Here is a 24,311-nt window from a genome sequence, read left to right as displayed (position 1 = left end):
TATAAACCTTCTTTATATAATAGCATTTATTAGAGATGTATATTTTATAACAAAACTAGACAAAAAAAGAAAATAATAGTACACTAAGTGACATATAAGACAATAAAAGACTTTAAGAGTCCTATTACTTAAGGCAGGTAAGTAAATAAATACAGTAAATAAGAAACACAAACCATTCGAAGCAATCCCGTCAATTGTCATCTCGAGCTCATAAAAGCCCATTGATTTTGGGCTTTTATGCCGAAAACATAGTGCGGTAGCAGGCAAGAGCTTCGAAAGAAGCGAGTTTTCGTAGCCGAAGGGTCTCCTAGATAAATATTATCTGCAATATTAAGAGGATTTAATACCAAAATAAAGCTAAAAACTACGGCAAACAATCACATAAAGCAAGAAAGATTTCTCCATTCCGCTGCCGCTCCAGTCGAAATGACAATAGGGAGGCTTATGTGCCATAAAGAATAAATCTTACAAACACTAACCCTGCAATCTTAAATAATGACAATATAGGAGTCTTTTCTTTTTAGTAAGATAAATCTTATAAAACAAATTCACTCCGTTATTATTAAATAAGAAAAACATACACATACGGAGTATTCCCTCAATTGTCATCTCGACCGTAGCGCAGCGAAGCGGAGAGATCTATCTACGAGTCAGACATCCCCATCCTGTAGTTATTATTCTAATTACAAAAATTAATATCAAAATAAATTTAATATCTACGGCTAATAATCACATAAAGCAAAGAAAGATTTCTCCATTCCGCTACCGCTCCAGTCGAAATGACAATAGGGGGGTCTTATGTGCCATAAAAAATAAATCTTACAGAGACCTACACATCGAACCTTAAGTACAGTAAATAAGACCCACCACTTTAATCCGAAGCAACCCTGTCAATTGTCATCTCGAGCGCAGTCGAGAGATCTATCAAAAAGTCAGACATCCCTAACCGTGGTTATTAATTCCATATACATATTTAAAATTAAAAAAATAAAGAATCTCCAACTATCGAGTATAGATAATCATTATGTGTCACCCTGACCACATAAAAGCCCATTGATTTTGGGCTTTTATGCCGAAAACGTAGTGCGGTAGCACGGAAGAGCTTCGAAAGAAGCGAGTTTTCGTAGTCGAGAGATCTACCAAAGAGTCAAACACCCCCAACCACCAGCCATTCACTAAATAAAAACATTACCAACCAAACAAAAAAATAAGTCCCATCCAACTGCAGCCACCACCAACTTTAAAAGTAAACCCCAACCCCCAAAACCAAAAGAAAGGAGTCGCCATGACCATAAACAAAATCCAAATCATCGCCATCCTCCCAGAAGAAATCAAGACCTTCGGCATAGGATCGCGCGTCTATACACCAACCACCACCCACCTCATAGAAGAAACACCCACCCTCTACCTCAACAAAATGTACAAAAAACGAGGCAAAAACAAAAAAGAAATGGACCACATCATCAAAGACACCCTCCAAATCAGCAAAAACATGCCCTACATCATAGACACCAGCCATGTATTCTTTGGCTTCAAATATAGAAACGCCACCTACGATAGAGAAAGAAGAGGCTTTGTAAACATCACCTGTGTAGAAAAAATAGAAAACAGCGAGATCATCCTCACCACCGGAGAAACCATCGCCACCCTCAACACCTTTGACACCCTCAACACCAACAAAAACAACGCCAAAACCATGCTCTACCGCCAGCAACTCATAGCCTCCTACGACTGGGCCGAGACCCTAGATCAAATCAGAGCAACCGTCATGAGAGAGACCACACCAAAAGTAACAGAAATCCAACAAAATTTACTTGACTAAACCCCAATATCTGCTAAAATAAATATAACTATCAATATATTTATGGGTGATAACCACAAAACATGAGTGCAAAAATATCGATAGTTATAAACAAAAATGAGCATTTGATAGCTAGTAGCCAGTAAAGTAAGCAAAACTTTAGACATATTGGCCGCAGACAAAAGCTTATTAAAACATATCTCTATAGGACAGAAGCCGATAACTACACACTTACCACAATCTTGTAGCAAATGTGAAGATATTTATAATTATATTTTTTAGAAATATTGATAAATTCATCAAATGTGTTGCAAAAATGTAGAAAATGATGTACTATAGAATATGTAAAGTGAGTACTATTTATTAGAGAAAAATAGTAGATAGAAATAATAAGGAGATAACTTATAATGAAAAGAAATAAATTAGCAGCAGGTGCATTAGCACTAGCACTAGGTCTAAGTGCAGTAGCACCATCATTCGCTGATGACGCTGTATCAACAAAAAAAGAAGTTGCAGCAACAACTTTATTCAAAGAAAAATACGCATTAGAACTTGAAAAAGCTCAAAAACTTTATGCTGATGCAACAGCTAAAGAAAAAGCTTTAAACGAAGCTGAAGTAGCACTAGCTAAAGCTGAAGAAAGAGTTAAAGAAGCGGCTGCAAAATACAACTCAATCACATGGAACGAAAACGGTGATTCAGCACTAGCTGAAGAAGTTGAACAAGCTAGAAGAGCTCTTGCTTTATTAACAGATAAATCAGCTGAAGATATTAGAAAAGCTGAAGATAGCAAAGTAAGACAATGGACATATCCAACAATTAAAGTTGTTCAAGATGGTGCAGGTTCCTACACAATTCAACAACAAACTGGAACAAGCTACGAAGATGTAAAAGTATCTGAACCAGTAAAAAAATCATTCTTTGGTGTAAATAAAGATTCACAAGTTCAAACTACAGAATTAGAAGAAAACCCAGCTTACACAGGAACTCAAGATCCAACTGCGAAAACATCTTACAAATACATTGCTAAAGACAATACAACTGAAGTTGAATATAACGGCAGAAATGTTAAAGGTGTAAACATTGATAATGAAAATTACACAAATGTTGAAGCATTAGCTAAAACTAAAACAAAAGTAGAATCACAAGTATCTGAAAGAACTGATAGAGAATTCTCAGTAGCTTATGAGAGATATGTAAATGCATGGAATGTTTGGAATAGAACAATCACAAAAAGATTATCAGCTAAAGAAGCGGCTTACCAAGAATTACTAGCAGCTGAAAGAGCTTACGATGTAGCTGTAACAGCTCACAGAGCAGCTAAAAATGCAGCTGATCCAGCTCTAAAACTTTACAACGAAGCTCTAGTGAAATTAAAAGCTTCAGCTGACGCTTACAACGTAGTTATCGTTGCAACAAACAATGGTATCGAAGTTAAAGGTGAAAACGAAGCTCCAGCTAAAAAAGACGTTGACTATGTAGGTCTTCAAGCAGCTATCGACAGAGCTAATGAAACTCTAAGAGCAGTTGAACTTCTTGAAAAATTAACACCAAACACAGCAGCTAACAATAGAGCTAAATTAAACGCACTAGTAGCTGAACAAAAAGCAACTATCGCTAAAGCAGAAGCTATCCTTAAAGCTGCTGATAAAAAAGTTGCTCTAGTAGCTACAGCATACGCTGCAGAAGAAGAAGTAACAGCTGAAGATGTTGACGCACTAATCAAAGAATTAGACGACAACACAGATGCTATCCAAAAAGAACTTAAAGATCTTGACAAAGATGTAAAAGTTGAAGACGAAAAACCAGCTGCAGACGACAAAAAAGACGAAAAACCAGCTGATGAAGACAAAAAAGACGATAAAGAAGACGACAAAAAAGTAGATACAACAAAAGTTGTTAATAAATCAGCAAACAAAACAGCTGGATCAAACGCTAAAACAGGTATCGCTGGTGTAGCTGGCGTTGCAGGTGTATTAGCAGCAGCTTCAGTTGCTTACGCAGCAAGCAAAAAAAATAACTAATTTTAAACATTAGTAATTTTTACAACAATTAAATAGAGTCATATAAAGAGTGCACTCGATAAGACTCGAACTTAAAAACTAATAGTAACCGCGGTACTCACTTGAAAATGCTCCCACCAAATAAAGGTGGGAGTATTTTTTTATGACCTAACCCAATCCGGCAAGCCGGATTGATGGTAGGTCAGATGTCGCGAAATAGAAATCTATGATTTCGTCCTGAAGCCGACGAGGTGAGAAACAAGTTATAGTATATCCGAAGCAATCGCAGGAAGGTCAAATGCCGCGCAGTCCAAATCTACGATTTGGCTAACGAAGCCGGCTTACTAAAATCTAGAAATATATTAACATCCAAAGCAATTCTCCCAATTGTCATCTCGAGCACATAAAAGCCCATTGATTTTGGGCTTTTATGCCGAAAACGTAGTGCGATAGCGCGGAAAAGCTTCGAAAGAAGCGAGTTTTCGTAGCGCAGCGAAGCGGAGAGATCTACCAAAAAGTCAAACATCCTTAACCGGTAGCTCTTACCCAAATTACAGAAATTAATAATCAAATAAAAATAAAAACTACGGCAAACAGTCACATAAAGATCAAAAAGATTTCTCCATTCCGCTGCCGCTCCAGTCGAAATGACAATGTGGGAGTGCTTATATTGCTATATAAGTTAATCTTACAAAGATTTTTACAAAGATTTACACTTCAAGCTTTAAATACAGTAAATAAGAAACAAATTCACATACGAAGCAACTCTCCCAATTGTCATCTCGAGCGCAGTCGAGAGATCTACCAAAGGGTCAAACATCCCCAACCGGTAGCTATTACACAAATTATAAAAATTAATAAACAAATAAAAATAAAAACTATGGCAAACAGTCACATAAAGATCAGAAAGATTTCTCCATTCCGCTCCCGCTCCAGTCGAAATGACAATGGGGGGGGGTGCTTATATTGCTAAAAAAATAAATCTTACAAACAACCCCACTTCGCATAAAATAAAAAGTAAATAAGAACCACCACTATAATCCGAAGCAATCCACTCAATTGTCATCTCGACCACATAAAAGCCCATTGATTTTGGGCTTTTATGCCGAAAACATAGTGCGGTAGCACGGAAGAGCTTCGAAAGAAGCGAGTTTTCGTAGCGCAGCGAAGCGGAGAGATCTACCAAAAAGTCAGACATCCTTAACCGTAGCTGTCAAGTTAATAGAAAAGTTAATAAAATTATAAAGCTAACAACTCCCGGCAAACAATCACATAAAGATCAGAAAGATTTCTCCATTCTACTCCCGCTCCAGTCGAAATGACAATGGGGGTGCTTATATTGCTATAAAGATAAATCTTACAAACAACCCCACTTCGCATAAAACAAAAAGCAAATAAGACCCACTTCTATAATACGAAGCAATCCTCCTCATTGTCATCTCGAGCGCAGTCGAGAGATCTACCCAAAAAGTCAGACATCCCCAACCGCAGCAGACACCTTATCCCCAAAAATCCACCCCAAATTGGGTATAAATACTTAAAAAGAATGCAAATCTCACAATTAAACTTAACAAACAGAAAGGAAGATTATATGAAAATATTAGTATTTCTAGCAAATGGATGCGAAGATGTGGAGGCCATTACTGTTATCGACTACCTTCGTCGTGCTGACATTGATGTTACATCCGTTTCTATCCATGACACTAACGACATTATTACAAAATCAAACATTACCCTCACTGCTGACACCAACCTAAATGATATTGATCCAAAAGAATCTGATGGCCTATACATCCCAGGTGGTACTAAGGGTGCTGAGGCCCTTCGTGATGATGACCGTGTTATTGATATTGTTAAAACCTTTAATGATGAGGAAAAATTAATTGCAGCCATTTGTGCAGGTCCTATTGTTTTAAACAAGGCAGGAGTGCTTGCTGACAAACGTGCTACTTCTTTCCCTGATTTAAAGGATGATATAGACAATGTCCTAGAATACGTAGATGATCAAATGGTGGTTACTGATGGCAATATCACAACCAGTCGTGGGGCAGCGGTTACAGTTTATCTTGCTATGCGCCTAGTTGAAATTATAAAAGGAGCTGAAGCTGTAGAAGAATTAAAACACGGCACCCAATTAGAATGTGTGGAAGATTACTACGGCATATCCTATGATTATTTATCAAATGATGGAGTAGACAATGAGTCAAGTAAATAAAATCTTTGTCCTAGGTGGGGCTGGATTTTTGGGATATTACACTACAAAAAATGCAATAGACCATGGATATACTGTAAGAACTGTCGATGTAGTAGAATTGCCTGATGAATTAAAATTTAATAAAAAAACAAAAGTTGAGTTTATAGTTCAAAACTTTTTTGCTTTATCCGATGCAGAAATAGTAGAAATGATCCGCGGGTGCGATAGTTTTGTCTATGCAGGTGGTGTAGATGAGAGAATAGTCCCACAAAAGCCTGCTAGGAAGTTTTTCTACGATACAAATGTGCTGCCAACAGCAAGGATAGCAAGGCTTGCCAAAGAAGCAGGAGTTAAAAATTTTGTATTGTTTGGATCATATACATCAGAATTTGCAGAAAATAATGAAATTTTAAGGGAAAATGGCTACCAAGCAGAGCCATATGTAGAAACCAGACTCCTCCAGGAAAAAGCAGCCATGTATGCGGGAGAAGGGGCGATGAATGTATCAGTTTTAAGATTGCCATATATTTTTGGCACCATGTCAGGCAAAACTCCTATGACTAGTATGTATGTGGATATGCTAAGAGGCCAAGAATTTATGCCGGTGACTACTGGAGGATTTGCAACCATCACAGCAAACCAAGTCGGACAAGCAGCAATTAGCGCCCTAGAAAATGGTAAACATAGAAAAACTTATGCAGTGGCAACTGGCTATATGAGCTATGAAGATTTTTATAAAAAAATCCTAAGCGAACTAGGACAAACAGAAACTACCAAACTAGAAGTAATGCCTTTTGAAGAACTAGAAGAAGCCTACAGAGAAGATGAAAGATTGACAGACGCTGAAGGAATCGAGCATAGCATTAGACAAGTAAATATGCTTAGAGCAAATAGTATGGAGTTTAGACTACCAACAGATGTGGCCTATGAAGAATTGAGAGTAAAAGAAGAAGATACTGATAAAGTAATAGATGAAACTATAAGAGCTGCTGATTTGGGCAATGTTGATGGACAGTAGAGGATAGAAAAAAAGAGGCACATGCCTCTTTTTTTGTTGGGGAAACGAGAAGCAAAGAAAGATTTCTCCCCTCCAAAGCCTAGCGGCTTTTCCGGTCGAAATGACAATGGGGGGTGCTTATATTGCTAAAAAAATAAATCTTATAAACAACCCCACTTCGTATAAAACAAAAAGTAAATAAGACCCATTTCTATAATACGTAGCAATCCACTCAATTGTCATCTCGATCACATAAAAGCCCATTGATTTTGGGCTTTTATGCCGAAAACATAGTGCGATAGCACGGAAGAGCTTCGAAAGAAGCGAGTTTTCGTAGTCGAGAGATCTACCTTAGAGTCAAACATCCCCAACCGGTAGCTATTACCCAAATTACAAAAATTAATAATCAAATAAAAATAAAAACTATCGTTTTACAATCACATAAAGCAAAAAAAGATTTCTCCATTCCGCTTCGCTCCAGTCGAAATGACAGTATAGGAAAGCCATGCTTATTAAAAAACAAATCTTATTTACATAGTCACTCTGCATTATCTAATTAAGAAAAGATATCAAAACGAAGCATTTTACCCCATTGTCATCTCGACTAAGCGCAGCGCATGGAGAGATCTACTTAAAGGTCAGACATCCTTAAATGTATAAAATACTTATATTAATAAAATAATTAACACTAACAAAAAGCATTACTTGAAAAAAAGATTTCCCCACCCCAAAGCCTACCAGTTTTTCCGGTAGAAATGACAATGTGGGTGATTAGTACAAATAAAAAAACTAGGTACAAAACCTAGTTTTTCTTTATATATTCTTTCAACAATTTATAAAGTCCATTTAAACCATTTACATGGGTTCTTTCGTAGCCGTGACTTGCTGCAACCCCGCTTCCTACTAGGGCGTGTCTAAAGTCATTGGCGCTTGCTACTGCTGCTGAGGCGTCTGATCCGTACTGTGGGTAGATGTCTATGGCATAGTCTATTTCATTTGCTTTTGCCATATCTATTAGTTCGTTTGTCAAATCAAAATTATATGGGCCGGATGAGTCTTTGGCACAGATTGATACCTTTGTTTCGTCTGTTTTTAGGTCATCATAAACTACTCCCATATCGACTGCTATCATATCTGTTATTTCTATTGGGTGGCCGCTGGCTGCTCCATGGCCTACTTCTTCATAGATTGTAAAGGCGAAATATAACGGACGGTTTATTTTTATGTTTTCTTCTTTTATTTCTTTGGCAAGTGCCATAAGTACTCCGGCAGAGGCCTTATCATCTAGGTGGCGGGATTTTACAAAACCATTATCTACTCTAAATCTTGGGTCTAGGGCTATAAAATCTCCTGCTGAGATACCTAATTTTTCGGTCTCTTCTGCTGAGTTTGTTATTTCATCGATAACTACTTCCATATTGATATCATCACGTTTGATTTCTCTTGGGTCATCTGATCCGTGGACTGCTGGATTATTTATTCTCATAACTCCAGTATATTCCTTGCCAGTTCTTGTAATTATAGTTACATTTTCTTGTTCTACATAAGAAAGTGGAAATCCCCCTAGGGTTGTCACCCTAAGCCTGCCATTTGCTTTTATGGAACGCACCATAAGTCCTAGGGTATCCACGTGGGCTGACATTAAAAGTCCGTTTTCATTTCCTGGATTGATTGGGACAATTACATTGCCTTTTACTGTTTGGTAAGGTTCGTAGCCCAATTTTTGAAACTCTTCTATTAAATATTTTTCGGCTCTTTTTGTATAGCCTGTTGGGGAAGGGGTGTTACAAAGTTCTTCTATATATTTTAAAATCTGTTCTGTCATTTTTTCTCCTTAGTTATTTGATCCTGCAGATGATGCTTGCTCTCTATCTATCATATTGTTTAGACAAATTACTAGGGCTATCAGCTCCTCTGTATAGGCTTCATCATAAATTGTAAGCTCGTAGGTATCTGTTAGGGTAAATATTTTTCTTCTTACTGTTCCTATATTTTTACCAGCTCCATTTTGAATATCAAAATCATAATGTAAGATATTTCCTGATAGATTTAGGGTTTCCTTGTCCATATAAACATGGACTCTGTGTTTGAAAAATTCTAATTTTTGTTGGATTACCATAGTTTGGCCATCGGCAAAAGAGATGGTGTATCTAGGGAAAAATGCTAGGATTTCTCTGTCGATTTTAAATATAGTATTGCCATTTTTATCGCTTACTTTTGACCTATATCCTATAAAGGTAAAATCTTGATCTAGGTAATAGGCCTCACGACCGTTTTCATCTAATATAGGATAATGGTCGGTAATTTTGAAAAATTTTTCTTTAAAATATAATTTTTTCATAATGTATCCTTTACTTTCTTTAAACTTTTTTCTGTTATATAATATTTATATAAATTAACAAATGTGGGGGATGTTTTGATTTATTTATTTGTTGCACTTTTCTTAATTTTTAGCCTTTTAAATCTTACTAGGGCCAAGGACCTTAAAATCCGTCCTGGTATCATAAAAATGGACTGGATTTCTATTGCTCTTCTTTGGCTCATTTTTATCATTTTTGCTATGGTTGTTAAGGCTGATAGGACTGATACTCTTTTGATGGTCATGGTTGCCACTCTGTATGTTGTTTCATCTAGGATTGGCAGGGGCATTGCTGATGATGGGGTCATCCTTCAAGCGGGCAATCCCATTATGACTCGCAAATATAAATTCGATGACTTAAAGCAGGTCAACGTTTCAAATGATGGTGACTTTGCTGCCTTTGCCATTGTGGTAAATAATAATGCAGTTGACATCCAGCGTTATCCCATGGATAAAAAGGATGAGTTAGTTAGCTTATTTAAAAAGCAAAATGTTCAAATAATTTATAAATAACAAGAAAAGTCTAAATAGCATAATAGTTATTTAGACTTTTTTATTTTGCTTTTAAATCTTAACGGCCACCGCCGCCTCCACCACCAAAACCTCCAGCACCTCCGCCAAAGGATGCAGATCCGCCTCCACCTGCATAGGAAGAACTAGCGCCACCTGAGCTTGTAGTGTGGGCATAGGAGTTGATATGGTGGATCATATAATAGTTATAAAATCCACTAGAAGCATAGGTCGGATATACGTCCACAAACCTATCATAGACATCCTCGCTTATGCCATACATAGCTGCAAAAATCATGTATTGGTTTAGAATATCTATATTTTCTATCTGGCTTGGATCGATTTTGTTATAGTCTTCTAGGTAGTTTTTAAAACCTACAAAGTTTTTATATAGGTCCATGCCTTTTGGTGTAAGGTGGATTTCTTCTTTTGCCTTGCCAGATCTTTTTGCTATATTTATTTTTTCTACATAGCCTTTTGCTAGGAGGGAATCTAGGCTAGATTTTTCTATTCTTTGGGCTAGGTTTTGTAAAGACTTATATCTTTTTTTCATGTATTTTTCAAAAGAATCTTGGGTAATTTTGCCATCGCTTCTTTGGTCTGCTGCACCCATTAGATAGCCAAATAAGGATTCTTCTATATCTCCCATATTAGTTGGTTTATAATTTATGACTATTTGGTCTAGGGATTTTTTAAATATTCCGTGATCTTTTTTATCTTCTATAAAGCTAATGGCCCCCTCGTCTATCCATTTTAAGAAAAAGGCATTTATCATACTATCAAAGTTTGGGTGGTTTGGATAGGCGTTGGCTAGCAATAGATAGGTGTCTTCTATGTGACCATCATAAGGGATAGTGTCATAGTAGTATTTTCTGATATTTTTAATATCTGGTATTTGTTTTATATTGGCAAATCTATATTTAGTTGACTCATCTATTGCTTTTTTTATTGCAAAACCACCTAGGCCAAGACCAAGTAGGATTGCGATTCCAGCAAAGATTATTGGCATAACAGGCTCTTTTGTTGGCTGGGCTGTTCCTTCGCTATCTTCAAAACTTGCCCCCTCAAAGGCTACATCCTTATAGTCATCAAAGTTTTTGTCTTCTCTGTAGCTTGTAGCAAAAGTCCCCTTTGGAAATTTAAGTAGGATACGACCTTTACTAATTTCTCCGGTTGATGTGGCTACTATAGAACCATTTTCATTGTGAATGTCACCCTCATAGCCAAAGGCCCACATTTTTGTATTTTCATCTATAGGTTCATAAGAATTTATCCTAATGGTAAAATTATTTGGTTTTGGATCTAGGTAGGCTCCTACAAACTCAAAAAATAACATGTCGCTATCATTTAAAGCTATGACAACTGGATTTATTTTATAGTTTAGTTTATATGTATTAGCTTCACTTCTCTCGCTAATGCCCCAGCAAAGCTCAACTTCGTCATCGCTATGGTCTATGCGACCGTACGTGTAGGCTTTTTGCTCAAAATCTTCATCTATATCCCAAGGGTCTTTGGGACTAAATTTTTGTCCGTCCATGGCTACAGAAAAATCTTCGATTTTAAGTCCTTTTAGGTTTTCAATATTTTTGTATCTTTCTGTAAAGTCATTGTCTCTCTCATCTATTTGCCATTCTTCGCTAACATTTCCTATACCATTTTTGTCGATTTCGACATCTATATTTATATGGTCAAAGCCATCAGCAAATATAGTTTTTGGCAAAAGTAGGACTAGGGACAGTAATAATATTTTGCTTAGTCTATGGATTTTTTTCATAAAGCCTCCTTTTTATATAGTCCTGTACTGATATTTCTATACCCAAATTCAGCTTTTAAATTTATTTTGACAAATTATTTTTTACAATATAAAATCTTTTTATAACGCCTAGTAGGGCTATATTATTAAGAAAGGCATAATAAATGAATTTTATTAAAAAAATAGTTGATAAGGCTAGTGAAAAACCACCCCTTATTTTGACTATGGGATTTTTGATACTGATCACTATCGGTGGTCTTATTTTATCAACTCCCTTTGTCACTAAAAGTGGGCAGAGTACAAATATGGTTGATGCTTTTTTTGTAGCTGCAAGCGCAGCTTGTGTAACAGGGCTAAGTCCTGTAAATACTGCAGAGCACTGGAACACTTTTGGCCAAGTCATAATCCTATTTCTTATACAAATTGGTGGGCTTGGGGTCATGTCTTTGGCTTCTTTGGTACCCCTTATTTTAAATAAAAAAATAGGGCTAAAGTCTAGGTTGATTTTAAAAGAGCAGCTAAATACTGAAAATATGGCTGGGGTACTAAAACTTTTTAAGTATGTTTTATTTTTTACCCTTGCAGTTGAAGGTCTGGGAGCTTTATTTTTAGCTATTAGATTTGTCCCAAGCTATGGTTTTGGTAAGGGAATATGGTATGCTATCTTTCATTCCATATCAGCTTTTTGTAATGCTGGCTTTGATATTATGGGAGATTCCATATATCCTCTACGCCACGATTATTTGGTAAATATAACCTTGATGGCTCTAATAGCTATTGGTGGTTTAGGTTTTATGGTAACTAGTGAAATTTATAATAAAAGAGAATTAAAACACCTATCCACCCACTCTAAGTTAGTTTTAATTACTAATATTTGTTTGATACTAGTAGGTGGGCTTGGATTTTTTATCTTAGAAACTATAAAAAATGGCATGATAGCTAATGAGACCCTTGGGCATGGACTTTTGATATCATTTTTCCAATCGGTTTCTGCTAGGACTGCAGGATTTTATTCCTTGGACCTAGGTCAGATTAAAGATTCTACTGCTATTTTGCTAATGAATCTTATGTTTATAGGGGGATCTCCAGGGTCTACTGCAGGTGGACTAAAAACAACTACCTTTGTAGTATTGCTCCTTGCTTTATCTTCGGTAGTAAAAAGTCAAAAAGAACCTGTCGTTTTTAAAAGAAGTATAAGCAATGAAACCATAAAAAAAGCCTTGGCTATTGTAATGGTATCTATGTTTTTACATGTAGCAGTAGTCTTTGTTCTTTCAATATTAAATAATTTTGATTTTATAGAAGTGCTTTTTGAAACAGTTTCTGCATTGGGAACTGTCGGTACAACTATGGGTATTACTGATAAGCTTACTAGTATATCCAAAGTCATAATTGCTTTTTGTATGTACCTAGGTAGGATAGGTCCTATGACCATGGCCTTATCATTTGGACTAAAATCAGATGACAGGCTAATCAGATATCCAGAAGCATTTATAAGTATAGGTTAGGAGAAATATATGGATAAAAATATAATAGTTTTAGGCTTGGGAAGATTTGGTATGTCTGTAGCTACCAGACTTTTTAAAGAAGGATTTTATGTGACTGCAGTTGATTATGATTATGATTTGATAGAAAAAATGGCTGACTCTGTCTCAAGTGCTATCCAAGCAGACATCACAGAAGAAGTAGCCATGCATTCTTTAGGGATAAATAATTATGATGTAGCAATTATAGCAACAGGATCAGATCGAGAAGCATCTATAGAAGCTACATTGATATGTAAAGATAGTGGAGTAAAAGAAGTAATTGCAAAGGCATCTAGTAAACAACATGCCAGAATCCTAAAAAAAATCGGAGCAGACCGTATAGTTTTCCCAGAATTTGATACAGGACAAAGACTTGCAAAATCTCTTGCAGGTCCTAGCTTAATGGAAATTATAGATTTTTCAGATGAGATTTCCCTTATAAAGATAAAGGCTCGTAAATCTTGGATAGGTAAAAGTCTAGTAGACCTAGATTTTAGAAAAAGATATCAAATGAATGTAATAGCCTTTGAAAGAGATAATCATATGATTATAGATTTTGACCCAAATTTACTTATAGAAGAAGATGATACAATTGTCCTAATTGGAGAAAAAGAAAACGCTAAAGCTATTCAAGAGTAGGCAAACCTCCATAAATTTGCCGGTATTTAAAATTATTAGAAGATATGTAAGAAAATGTTTGCATAAAAATTTTTTTATGCTATAATATAAGTAGCTATTACATAGCTAGGTTTTTCATTATTAATTCCTTAAAAGTTTTCCCTATAGAAAACTAGGACTAACTTATTCTTTTCTAAAAGGAAAAGGGGCTAGGAGTCTAGCCCTTTTTCTATGCTTATTTTTATATAAACTTAAATAACACCTTTAATAAAATTTATATATGCTTTAAAATATTATAAATCAAGGGTATGATATTTAATAAAGATAAGGAGGATTTTTATGCCTTACTATTACGGTTTCGATAGAACCTATATTTTAGTCATAATTGGGCTTATAATAACAATGATTGCCCAAGCAAATGTCCAAAGGGCTTTTGCAAAATACAGTAAGATTCCAACCAAAAAACAAATAACAGGCAAGCAAACCGCCAATTATATCCTAGATACTAGGGGCTATAATGATATAAAAATAAAGCAGATAAATAATGCCATGGGAGATTATTTTAACCCAGCTACCAAGGAAGTAGCCTTATCTCCTCAGTCTATAAATGATACATCGATTGCATCAGTTGCAGTTGCAGCCCACGAGCTAGGCCACGTTATCCAGTACAAAGAAGGATATACACCGCTTAGGGTAAAATCTTGGCTAGTGCCAGCAGTAAATTTTGGATCAAAGCTTAGCTTTCCACTTTTATTTTTAGGAATGATTTTAGCCCGTCAAAATCTTATAGATGTAGGACTTATCCTATTTTCTCTAACCCTTATTTTTCAAATAGTAACTCTACCAGTAGAGTTTAATGCCAGCAGACGTGCGCTTGCAGTCCTAGAAGAATCTGGAATGCTAGTAGGGGAAGAAAACCAACATGCTGCAGGTATGCTAAAAGCAGCAGCTTTCACATATGTAGCTGCAACCCTTGCCACAGCCCTACAATTTTTAAGGATGTTTTTGCTATTTGGCAATAGAAATAGGGATTAAATTTTAATAAGCTCCAATCTAATAGAAATTGTAGACCAAATTTTTATAAAACCGACCAATATCATGGTCGGTTTTTTATATGTTTATTACAAAAATTTTACCTTATGATTACAAAGAAGTGATATATTAGTAAAAAACTAGCTTGAGGAATATATGATTGAAATTAGAGATTTACAGAAAATTTATGAAAATGGCTATGAAGCTTTAAAGGATATTGATCTTAAAATTCCTGACGGAGCCCTTGTTACTCTATTAGGACCTTCTGGTTGTGGGAAGTCCACTATTTTAAATATTATTGCAGGAATTCTTGATCCTACCAGTGGGGATATTTTATTTGACGATAAGTCTATAATAGGTCTACATCCAAAGGATAGGAATATAGGTATGGTTTTTCAAAATTATGCCCTCTATTCTCACATGACAGTCCTTGAAAATATAACATTTCCCTTAACTGTTGGAGATAATAAAGTTAGCCAAAATAAGGCAAATGAACTTGCCCAAAAATATATGGAATTAACCTATATTTCAGAATATAAGGACAAAAAGCCTGCCCAATTATCTGGTGGCCAGCAACAAAGGGTTGCAATTGCAAGAGCCTTGGTTCAAAATCCAAAAACACTTTTGATGGATGAGCCACTTTCAAATCTTGATGCACGCTTGCGCCTATCAATACGTGAGGAGATTAGAAATATTGTAAAAAATGTTGGAGTTACAACTATTTTTGTAACCCATGACCAAGAAGAAGCCCTGTCAATTTCTGATTATATAGCTCTTATGGATGATGGTGTCATCCAGCAATACGATATACCACAAAATTTGTACTTAGAACCGGCCAATCTATTTGTAGCAAAATTTATCGGAAGTCCTATCATCAATGTCTATGAGATGGATAAAAATGAAGATATTCTTTCTAGCCCTGATTTTAGCATGGATTTGACAAAATTTGACCAAGGACGTTTTAAAGAAAAACTAGCTGATAAAAAATACTTAGTCGGCATTCGTCCAGAGCATTTTAAGATTGCCAAAGAGGGGATGAAAATAAAAGTTGAAAATATCGAGATGATTGGCAGGTATATGATATTGCATTTTACTATAAATGGTATTGCTTCTAGGGTGATTGCAGATAGTAAACTAAAAATAAGTTCAGGAGATACTATCAGCTTAGATATCGATTATTCTTCTATATACATTTTTGAAGAAGATGGAAAGAGAGTTTACTAATGGATAAAAAAAAGACTTATAGGGCTGAAAACTCGCCTAGGGCATGGTTATTTTTGTTGCCAGCAATCATTTTTATAGGCATTTTTACAATTTATCCACTTTTTAGAACATTTATAATGTCAACCCAGTCAAATAGCATACTAGATCCTACTTTTATCGGATTTACAAACTTTCCTGTGGTAATTAAGGACCCACAATTTAAACTTGCTATGAAAAATACCTTCATTTATGCAGTTACGGTTGTGCCATTGTCTCTTATAATTTCAATGATTATAGCGCTAATCTTGCATGAAAAAATCAAAGGATCTGAGTTTTTTGAGACTATATTTTTTATTCCTTATCTTACATCAGTAATCGCCATTGGGATTGTTTTTAGATATCTTTTCCATGGTCAATATGGATTTATCAATTATGTTCTTGAAATATTTGGCATAGGGCCTTTTGATTTTTTGAACAATCGCAATTACAATATGCCAGCATTGATCATTTTTGGAATATGGAACAGCCTAGCCTTTAATATCATAGTTATTTTGTCAGGTCTTAGGGGGATTGATAAAAATTATTATAGGGTAGCGGAAACTTTTGGGGCGAGCAAGTCTGAGCAATTTTTTAGGATTACCCTACCAGCCCTTTCCAAAATTATAACATTTTTGTTTTTAACAAGCTTTATCCAAGCTTTTAAGGTTTATAACGAAGTTTTTGCCTTATTTAATGGAAAGGCGGGGGTGGGAAATAGGCTTGTGACTGCCGTGTTTTATATTTACAATAAATTCTATGTAGAATACCGCTATGGACAAGCAATGGCAGCTGCAGTTTTACTATTCCTGATGCTTTTGCTCTTAACCTTTGTCCAAAGAAAAATTATAGAAAAACTTACAAAATAGGAGGGGGATATGAGTAAAGTAAATAAAATTTTAGGATATATTTTTATAATTTTTATGGCAATCATTACCCTTTTTCCATTTTTTTATATGATTTCATCGTCGCTGATGACCTTTCAGGAAGTAACAAGCATACCACCAAAATTATTGCCAGAAACTGCTCAAGCTTCAAATTTTAGTGAAGCTATGAAGGTGGCACCCTTTGCTAGATACTTTTTTAATACTATTTTTGTAACCTTAGTTAATACTTTAGGAACTCTTATAACAACAACTTTAGCAGCTTTTGCCCTTAACTTTTTGAACTTTAAGCACAAAAAGCTGGTAGAAAGTATCTTGCTAGCACTTTTGATGATTCCTTTTGAAATCATAGTTTTCACCAATTTTAGAACTATTGCCAAGCTTTCCCTATTAGATAGCTACTGGGCTTTAATTTTGCCTTTTATGGCTAGTGTTTTTTATATAATCTACCTTAGACAATTTTTAAGGTCTATTCCTATGGATTATTACAATGCAGCAAAGGTGGATGGGGCTAGTGATTTTGAGTTTATAACTAGAGTTATGGTACCCCTTTCAAAATCAACTTTATTTACCATCGGACTTTTAAATTTTATTGCTGGATGGAATTCATTCCTATGGCCAATCTTGGTAACAAATAGCAAAAACATGAGGATGATTTCAAACGGTCTTTCTGCTTTTGCTACAGAAGCTGGATCATATATCCACCTGCAAATGGCAGCATCGACCATTACAATTCTTCCAATTTTAATTTTATACTTTATCTTTAGAAGACAAATTTTAGAGGGGGTGTCATACGGCGGATTGAAAGGTTAAAATTGCAATTTTTAAGTTTATAGGGTATATAGCAAATGTAATGACAAATATATATAAAGGAGATTTTATGAGCAAGAAATTTTATTCATTACTAGCAACAATTATGTTGTCTTTAGCTGTTTTAGTAGGATGTGGCAACCAAGATGCCAACACAGGTACAAATGAAAATACTGCAGAAACAGCACAAACAGAAAATGCAGAAGAAGCTACAGAAAATAAAGAAAATACAGAAGAAAAAGATGCAGCAAAGGAAGAAAATACTGAAAAAGAGGCTGACTCTAGCACAGATGAAGCAGCTGAAATCACATTTTGGCATGCAATGGGTGGTGGCCAAGGTGAAGCCTTAGAAAAACTTGTAGCAGAATTTGAAAAAGAAAATCCAAATATCAAAGTAAACCTACAAAACCAAGGTAATTATGGTGATTTAAACCAAATCTTAGTTGCAACAATGCAATCACCAAATGACCTACCAACTATTACCCAAGCATACCCAGACTGGATGCTACAATTTGAAGACGCAAATCTAGTAACAGATCTTACAGATATGGTAAATGGCGAAAATGGTATTGAAGATTATGAAGATATCCTAGAAGGTGTACGTCAAGAAATTGAAAAAGACGGCAAAATCATGGGACTACCATTTAACAAATCTACAGAAGTATTCTGGTATAACAAGACACTTTTTGATGAACTAGGCCTTGAAGTACCAACAAATTATGAAGAATTAGTAGAAGTTTCTAAAAAAATCAATGAAGAAAAAGGCATCCCAGGAGTTGGTTTTGATTCACTATCAAACTTCTATGCCACATATCTACACAATAAAGGCGTAGAAATGGATGAAAACCTTGATGTAGCAAGCGATGAATCAGTAGAAGCTGTTCAATATTATTTAGATGGTATCAAAGAAGGATACTTTAGAATAGCAGGAACAGACCAATACATGTCAGGACCATTTGCAAATGAGCAAGTAGGAGCATATATTGGATCAAATGCTGGTGAAGTATATGTAAAAGATGGAGTAGATGGAAAATTTGAATATGCAGCAGCACCATATCCTGCAGAAAGTGCAGTACAACAAGGTACAAATATCTATATGTTTGACAATGCAGATGATGCACAAAAGAAAGCAGCCTTTAAATTTTTAAAATTCTTAACAAGCAAAGAATCTCAAATCCAATTTGCCTTAGATACAGGATATATGCCAGCTAGAACAAGTGCAATTGAAGATAGCACATACTCAGAATCTGATTCTGCAATTGCTCCAATACTTGCAGATGCAACCAAAAACCTATACTCAAGACCACTTGCACCAGGTAGCCAACAAGCATATAACGATATTGGATCAGTTCTTGAACAAATCCTTTCAAACACACAAGCAGATGTAAAAGCAGAACTAGAAGCATTCGCACCACAATATAAAGCAGACTTTGCACAATAAAACACTAAAAAATCTTAGGTATATATACCTAAGATTTTTTTTGCCTATAAATACTATTTTTACTTGTTTCAATCCTTACATTCTGATACAAATATAAATTCTATAAATTTAATCAGTACAAAAATAACTACTATTAAGGGCAAAATATTTTTCTATACTTACAAGTATATCTATCCATTTATAATCGTAGCCAATATTTTTAAAATACATATTGCTGGCATTTAAATCTATTGTTGATATGACATATGGGAATGTAAACCCTAGTTATGAAGGGATAAATACACTTTAATTTATAGCAAATTTGCAATAGTTAGAGGAGTAAAATTTGTGGCAATACTTGGATTGTTATGAAAAAATATTCTAAATTATTACATTGTTGGTCTTACTGGCATTGACCTTGAAAAAGTAGTGAAAAAAAGTACAGTTTTAATAGAATCAATAAAGGGATTCTTATTTTTTAATAAAAAAGGTCAGAGATAGTCAAAAGGTCAGTTTTTTTCTTGACCTTTAGATATATAATTGTAAAATAAAAAGACACTTAAGAAAGTGGGTGAGTATATGGCAGGTCTTACATCAGATATAGAAAGATTTTTAAAGGCTATGCTTGAGGAATCAACTGATGGGATGCTTGAAATCGGACGCAATGATTTGGCTATGCAATTTGATTGCGCTCCAAGCCAAATAAATTACGTGCTTTCTACAAGGTTTACACCTCACAACGGGTATCTTATAGAAAGTAAACGTGGTGGTAATGGTTTTATAAAAATTATTACCATAGTAGAAGAGGATAATTATTTATCTTATTTGATAAAAAACCTAAATAAGCAAATGACAGAGGCAAATGCAGATAGCTTATTTAAGGATTTATATAGTAGAAAATACTTTACTAAAGATGAGTTTTTGATGGCAAAGTACGCCACCAGCGACAAAGCTTTAGCAGCTCTTAATTGTAAGGAGCGTAATGGCGTACGTTCTGACATCATAAAAAATATTCTTTTAAGTGTTTTAGCAAGGAGTTAATTATGAAATGTGAAAAATGTGGCAAAGATGCTTCAGTAAGTGTCAAAGCTATAATAAATGGACAAGAGCATGATTTTTATCTATGTAATGATTGTTTAAAAACATACACAGATATGACTGATGAAGACTCTATGCCAAGTGAAGGTGGATTTCATAAACTTAATTTAAATAACAAAAAATTAGAAAGTCTAATCCAAAAATTTGTACCATCTTTAGATGATATGATTGATGGATATTATGAATATAAATACAATCTTAACAATCATCCATATTCATATATGGAAGGACTAAGCCAAAGAGCTTGTCCAAATTGTGGCAACTTAGAATCAAATATTAGAAATGGTATTTTTGGTTGTAAAGAGTGCTATAAACTTAGCGATAGTCTAACTCAAAAAGTTTTAAAAACTTACAATAATTACGATAAATACACAGGTAGACTACCTAAAAAAGACCGTGAATTTAAAGAAGTAGCTCTTGAGATAAAAAATCTACAAGAAAAGCTAGATCTTTCAATAGAAACTGAAGATTATGAGCAAGCTGCTGATTTAAAAGAGCAAATAGATGATTTAAATATGAAGGTGAAAAATTGATAGATTATGCAAAAGATATAATTCTAAATTCAAATCTTTCTTTAAGACGCAATATAGATGGCTTTGATTTTCCAACAACTATGACCTATGAAGATAGTGAAAAAGTTATAGAAATAATCAAAGATATATATCCAGATCAACTAGCCTTATTAAATGAAATTGATGAAAATACTTTAAATAAGCTTATAAATGACATGGTCTTATCAGAAGATTGTACTAGCAAATTAGCTGAGATTGCAGTGATTTTTGGTGATGATTATATCATTACTGTAAATGACCGCGACCATATAGCTATAAATTACAGAAATTTTGATATGGATGTCAAAAAGGCTTATAAAAGAGTCAATGAAATTGAAAAAGAATTAGACCAAAAATTAGATTTTGCCTTTACACCAGAATTTGGGTATCTGACTAGTGATGGACGAAATAATGGTGCAGGGCTAGAAGTAAGACTTAAAATGTTTTTATTTGCCCTAGTAGATGCTGAAGAATCCTATTATGGTTTTAAACAAGGTTTATTAAGCCACGGTATGTATGGCACTCGCTATATACCAAGCTACTATGATAGATATGTAGATGATATATATCTTGTAAAAAACTTTGGTAACTACCGTGATGATATGGATGAATATATTAAAAAACTTAGTGCAAATATTGACTCACTAGTAAGAAATGAAAGAAGATTTAGAAGAGATTACCAGGTATTAAATAACGTATCAGATGATGATATTATCGAACAAATAGCTATAAGCTTAAATAATCTAAACTCTAGAAAGCTAACAAGTTTAAATACTATTGCAAGTGAGCTTTATAAACTTAAAAAATATAACAAACTTGGATTTAATACTGATTTAACTAGCAATGAGCTTGATTATTTAATCTTTAATCTGACAAAAAATAAGTACAAGGGCAAAAAAGACCCAGAGAGATATGAGTTTTTAAACTCTTATATGAAGGAGAGGCAATGGAAGCTAACAGATTAAATAAACTAACCCAGCAAGCAAGACGTGAAAGCTACTCTCTAAACCACGATTATATCGGTACAGAGCACTTACTTCTTGCTTTAATGAAAACAGGTTCTGTTGCGACAAAAGCACTAGAAGCTGCCGGTGCCAATTATGATTTACTCCGCCAAGTTGTAATAAATAATATAGGCAAGGGCCAAGCTATGCGTCCTGCAACAGAATATAGTAAAAAAGTAAGACAAATATTAGAACTAGCAAGACTAAATGCAAATAAATACGGCCAAGCCTCAGCAGGCGAAGAAGATGTCTTATTTGCAATTCTTGAAGATGATGACTCCCTAACAAACATTATGTTTTTATTATCAGGAGTTGAAAAAGAAGTTGTAAAAAGAAACTTAAAGGATTTATTAAAAGACCAAGCTCCCCAAGCTGGATCTAGCAAAGACCTTTCAGAAAATGTTTCAAACTATGCTAGAGACTTAAATGAAGAAGCGGAAACTGGAAAAATTGATCCAGTTATAGGCCGTGATGATGAAATAGAACGTGTTATTCAAATTTTAATGCGTAGAACAAAAAATAACCCTATCCTAATCGGTGAGCCAGGTGTTGGTAAAACTGCAATCTCAGAAGGCCTTGCTCAAAGAATTGTAGAAGGTGAAGTGCCAACAATAATTGAAGATAAAACTATCTTAAGTCTTGACTTAGCAAGCATGATAGCAGGTACCAAATACCGTGGAGACTTTGAAGATAGGCTTAAAAAATTATTTGATGAACTAGCAACTCGCGATGACATTATATTATTTATCGATGAGTTTCACATGGTGCTAGGTGCTGGAGCAGCAGAAGGATCTATGGATGCTGCAAATATCCTAAAACCAATCTTAGCCAAAGGTGATATTCAAATAATAGGGGCTACAACTATAGAAGAATATAGAAAATATATAGAAAAAGATAGTGCCCTAACCCGTCGTATGCAACCTATCCAAGTGGAAGAGCCATCACTATCCGATACCCGTAAAATTATTTATGGAGTAAAAGATAAGTACGAATCTCACCACGGAGTAGAAATAACTGATGAAGCTATAAATGCAGCAGTAGAACTAACTGATAGATATATCAATGATAGATTTTTACCAGACAAGGCCATAGATGTTATCGATGAGGCTATGAGTAAGGTGCGTATTAAGGCTTATCAGGAAGAAGAAACTGAAAGTAACCCAGAAGAAAAAATTAACGAATTAGTTTCTGAAAAAGAACAAGCAGTCAAAGACCAAGACTTTGAAAAAGCTGCAGAACTAAGAGATCGCATCAACCAAGCTAGATTTGAAATTGAAGCAGAAATTGAAAAGAAAAATAAAGACAAACCAAACTTGTTTATCGACTTTGATGATATAGCAAGCATAGTTGCATCTTGGTCAAAGGTTCCAGTTACAAAATTAACTGAAGATGAAAAAGAAAAATATGCCAACCTAGATGAAGACTTAAAAGGCACAGTAATTGGCCAAGAAGATGCAATAAAATCTGTAGCTCATGCTATAAAACGTGCAAGAGTTGGTCTAAAAGATCCATCAAAACCAATCGGTTCTTTTATATTTGTAGGACCAACAGGTGTTGGTAAAACATACCTTGCAAAATCACTTGCAGAAAATATATTTGGATCAGAACAGCACCTAATCCGTATGGATATGAGTGAATATATGGAAAAATTTGCAGTTTCACGTCTAGTAGGATCTCCTCCAGGATATGTAGGCTATGAAGAAGGTGGCCAACTAACAGAACAAGTAAGAAACCACCCTTACTCAGTTGTATTATTTGATGAAATTGAAAAGGCTCATCCAGATATTTTCAATTTACTATTACAAATCCTAGATGATGGACGTCTAACAGATGGTCAAGGTCGCACAGTAGACTTTAAAAACACTATCATCATAATGACAAGTAATATAGGAGTATCAAGCCTAAATGAAAAACAAGCAATAGGTTTTGAAACTGGAGATCCAGAAGAGAAAAACGCTGACCGTACTCGTGAAATCATAGAACGTGAAGTAAAAAATGCCTTTGCTCCAGAATTTTTAAATAGACTTGATGAAGTGATTATGTTTAATCCACTAAGTGAAGAAAACATAGAAGAAATCACTAAGTTAATGCTAGAAAAAACTAGAGAAAGACTAAATAATATCGACATTGATATTACTTACGATGAAGAAGTAGTAAAACTTCTAGCAAAAGAAGGCTTTAACGAAGAATACGGAGCAAGACCACTAGAACGTCATATCACAAAAATGATAGACAATAGACTCGCAGAAGATATCCTAGATAACAAATTAAACAGAGATGCCATCATCAAATTATCTGTAAAAGATGATGAACTACAATTTGAAAATGTAAAAGGCAAAAAGAAAGAAGCTTTAGCAACAGATATAGCAGAATAATCATGAGATAATAGCTACTCAAAGCCACCCCGAGGGGTGGTTTTATTTTATAAAAAACCTCCAAATTAAGGGTAATAATACACTATAAATACAAGAAAGGTGGATTATGGAAAAATAAAAAACATAGAAAATTAAAG

At 34.7% G+C, this 24,311-nt stretch carries 19 protein-coding genes; 16 read left to right on the top strand and 3 right to left on the bottom strand.

Annotated features, from left to right (window positions below; genetic code table 11):
* Positions 1-1,285 precede the first annotated feature (1,285 nt).
* The 4 genes from AB9Q04_RS03535 to AB9Q04_RS03520 all read left to right on the top strand — a co-directional run bounded on the left by AB9Q04_RS03535 (position 1,286) and on the right by AB9Q04_RS03520 (position 7,016).
* Positions 1,286-1,822, top strand: coding sequence for a hypothetical protein (locus tag AB9Q04_RS03535; RefSeq protein WP_410024000.1), 537 nt, complete (start codon positions 1,286-1,288; stop codon positions 1,820-1,822).
* Positions 1,823-2,208: 386 nt separating this feature from the next.
* Complete coding sequence (locus AB9Q04_RS03530; protein WP_410023999.1) at positions 2,209-3,825, top strand: hypothetical protein; 1,617 nt, start codon at positions 2,209-2,211, stop codon at positions 3,823-3,825.
* Between the two features lie 1,570 nt (positions 3,826-5,395).
* Entirely contained in the window at positions 5,396-6,019 is a 624-nt protein-coding gene (locus tag AB9Q04_RS03525; protein ID WP_410023998.1) for a DJ-1 family glyoxalase III, read from the top strand.
* Positions 6,003-7,016, top strand: coding sequence for an NAD-dependent epimerase/dehydratase family protein (locus tag AB9Q04_RS03520; protein WP_410023997.1), 1,014 nt, complete (start codon positions 6,003-6,005; stop codon positions 7,014-7,016). The genes AB9Q04_RS03525 and AB9Q04_RS03520 overlap by 17 nt, the downstream gene beginning before the upstream one ends.
* Before the next feature lie 781 nt (positions 7,017-7,797).
* Here the strand turns inward: AB9Q04_RS03520 and AB9Q04_RS03515 are convergent.
* Entirely contained in the window at positions 7,798-8,820 is a 1,023-nt protein-coding gene (locus tag AB9Q04_RS03515; RefSeq protein WP_410023996.1) for a M42 family metallopeptidase, read from the bottom strand.
* Positions 8,821-8,829: 9 nt separating this feature from the next.
* Positions 8,830-9,336: an LURP-one-related/scramblase family protein gene (locus AB9Q04_RS03510; protein WP_410023995.1), complete on the bottom strand. Its 507-nt coding sequence runs from the start codon at positions 9,334-9,336 to the stop codon at positions 8,830-8,832.
* 75 nt (positions 9,337-9,411) lie between these two features.
* On the opposite strand from AB9Q04_RS03510, the gene AB9Q04_RS03505 reads away from it, so the two are divergent.
* Entirely contained in the window at positions 9,412-9,867 is a 456-nt protein-coding gene (locus tag AB9Q04_RS03505; RefSeq protein ID WP_410023994.1) for a hypothetical protein, read from the top strand.
* A 58-nt stretch (positions 9,868-9,925) separates the two neighbouring features.
* Here AB9Q04_RS03505 and AB9Q04_RS03500 read toward each other — a convergent pair whose 3' ends face one another.
* The gene (locus AB9Q04_RS03500; RefSeq protein ID WP_410023993.1) at positions 9,926-11,638 is read right to left on the bottom strand and encodes a DUF2207 family protein; all 1,713 of its coding nucleotides are present in this window, start codon (positions 11,636-11,638) and stop codon (positions 9,926-9,928) included.
* A 143-nt stretch (positions 11,639-11,781) separates the two neighbouring features.
* On the opposite strand from AB9Q04_RS03500, the gene AB9Q04_RS03495 reads away from it, so the two are divergent.
* The 11 genes from AB9Q04_RS03495 (at position 11,782) to AB9Q04_RS03445 (ending at position 24,174) form a co-directional block, all read left to right on the top strand.
* Positions 11,782-13,125, top strand: a complete 1,344-nt coding sequence (locus tag AB9Q04_RS03495) for a TrkH family potassium uptake protein (RefSeq protein ID WP_410023992.1) — start codon at positions 11,782-11,784, stop codon at positions 13,123-13,125.
* Positions 13,126-13,134: 9 nt separating this feature from the next.
* Positions 13,135-13,782 (top strand): potassium channel family protein, encoded by a 648-nt coding sequence (locus tag AB9Q04_RS03490; protein ID WP_410023991.1) that lies wholly within the window; start codon positions 13,135-13,137, stop codon positions 13,780-13,782.
* 318 nt (positions 13,783-14,100) lie between these two features.
* Positions 14,101-14,796: a zinc metallopeptidase gene (locus AB9Q04_RS03485; protein WP_410023990.1), complete on the top strand. Its 696-nt coding sequence runs from the start codon at positions 14,101-14,103 to the stop codon at positions 14,794-14,796.
* Between the two features lie 153 nt (positions 14,797-14,949).
* Positions 14,950-16,017 (top strand): ABC transporter ATP-binding protein, encoded by a 1,068-nt coding sequence (locus AB9Q04_RS03480; protein WP_410023989.1) that lies wholly within the window; start codon positions 14,950-14,952, stop codon positions 16,015-16,017.
* Positions 16,017-16,901, top strand: a complete 885-nt coding sequence (locus AB9Q04_RS03475; RefSeq protein ID WP_410023988.1) for a carbohydrate ABC transporter permease — start codon at positions 16,017-16,019, stop codon at positions 16,899-16,901. Before AB9Q04_RS03480 ends, AB9Q04_RS03475 begins: the two co-directional genes overlap by 1 nt.
* A gap of 9 nt (positions 16,902-16,910) precedes the next feature.
* Positions 16,911-17,729, top strand: a complete 819-nt coding sequence (locus tag AB9Q04_RS03470) for a carbohydrate ABC transporter permease (protein ID WP_410023987.1) — start codon at positions 16,911-16,913, stop codon at positions 17,727-17,729.
* 67 nt (positions 17,730-17,796) lie between these two features.
* Positions 17,797-19,167 carry an ABC transporter substrate-binding protein gene (locus AB9Q04_RS03465; RefSeq protein WP_410023986.1) on the top strand — a complete coding sequence of 457 codons (1,371 nt, stop codon included), beginning with the start codon at positions 17,797-17,799 and terminating at the stop codon, positions 19,165-19,167.
* A gap of 558 nt (positions 19,168-19,725) precedes the next feature.
* Positions 19,726-20,187 (top strand): CtsR family transcriptional regulator, encoded by a 462-nt coding sequence (locus tag AB9Q04_RS03460; protein ID WP_394010970.1) that lies wholly within the window; start codon positions 19,726-19,728, stop codon positions 20,185-20,187.
* A gap of 2 nt (positions 20,188-20,189) precedes the next feature.
* Complete coding sequence (locus tag AB9Q04_RS03455; protein WP_410023985.1) at positions 20,190-20,777, top strand: UvrB/UvrC motif-containing protein; 588 nt, start codon at positions 20,190-20,192, stop codon at positions 20,775-20,777.
* On the top strand, positions 20,774-21,760 hold the full coding sequence (locus AB9Q04_RS03450; protein ID WP_410023984.1) for an ATP--guanido phosphotransferase: 987 nt from the start codon (positions 20,774-20,776) through the stop codon (positions 21,758-21,760). Before AB9Q04_RS03455 ends, AB9Q04_RS03450 begins: the two co-directional genes overlap by 4 nt.
* Entirely contained in the window at positions 21,742-24,174 is a 2,433-nt protein-coding gene (locus AB9Q04_RS03445; RefSeq protein WP_410023983.1) for an ATP-dependent Clp protease ATP-binding subunit, read from the top strand. Before AB9Q04_RS03450 ends, AB9Q04_RS03445 begins: the two co-directional genes overlap by 19 nt.
* Positions 24,175-24,311: the final 137 nt, after the last annotated feature.

Source organism: Anaerococcus groningensis (assembly GCF_046365465.1).
In the GTDB taxonomy this organism is placed as follows: Bacteria; Bacillota; Clostridia; order Tissierellales; family Peptoniphilaceae; genus Anaerococcus; species Anaerococcus groningensis.
The sequence above is the reverse complement of the archived record's forward strand: the minus strand, read 5'-3'. Positions and strand labels throughout refer to the sequence as shown.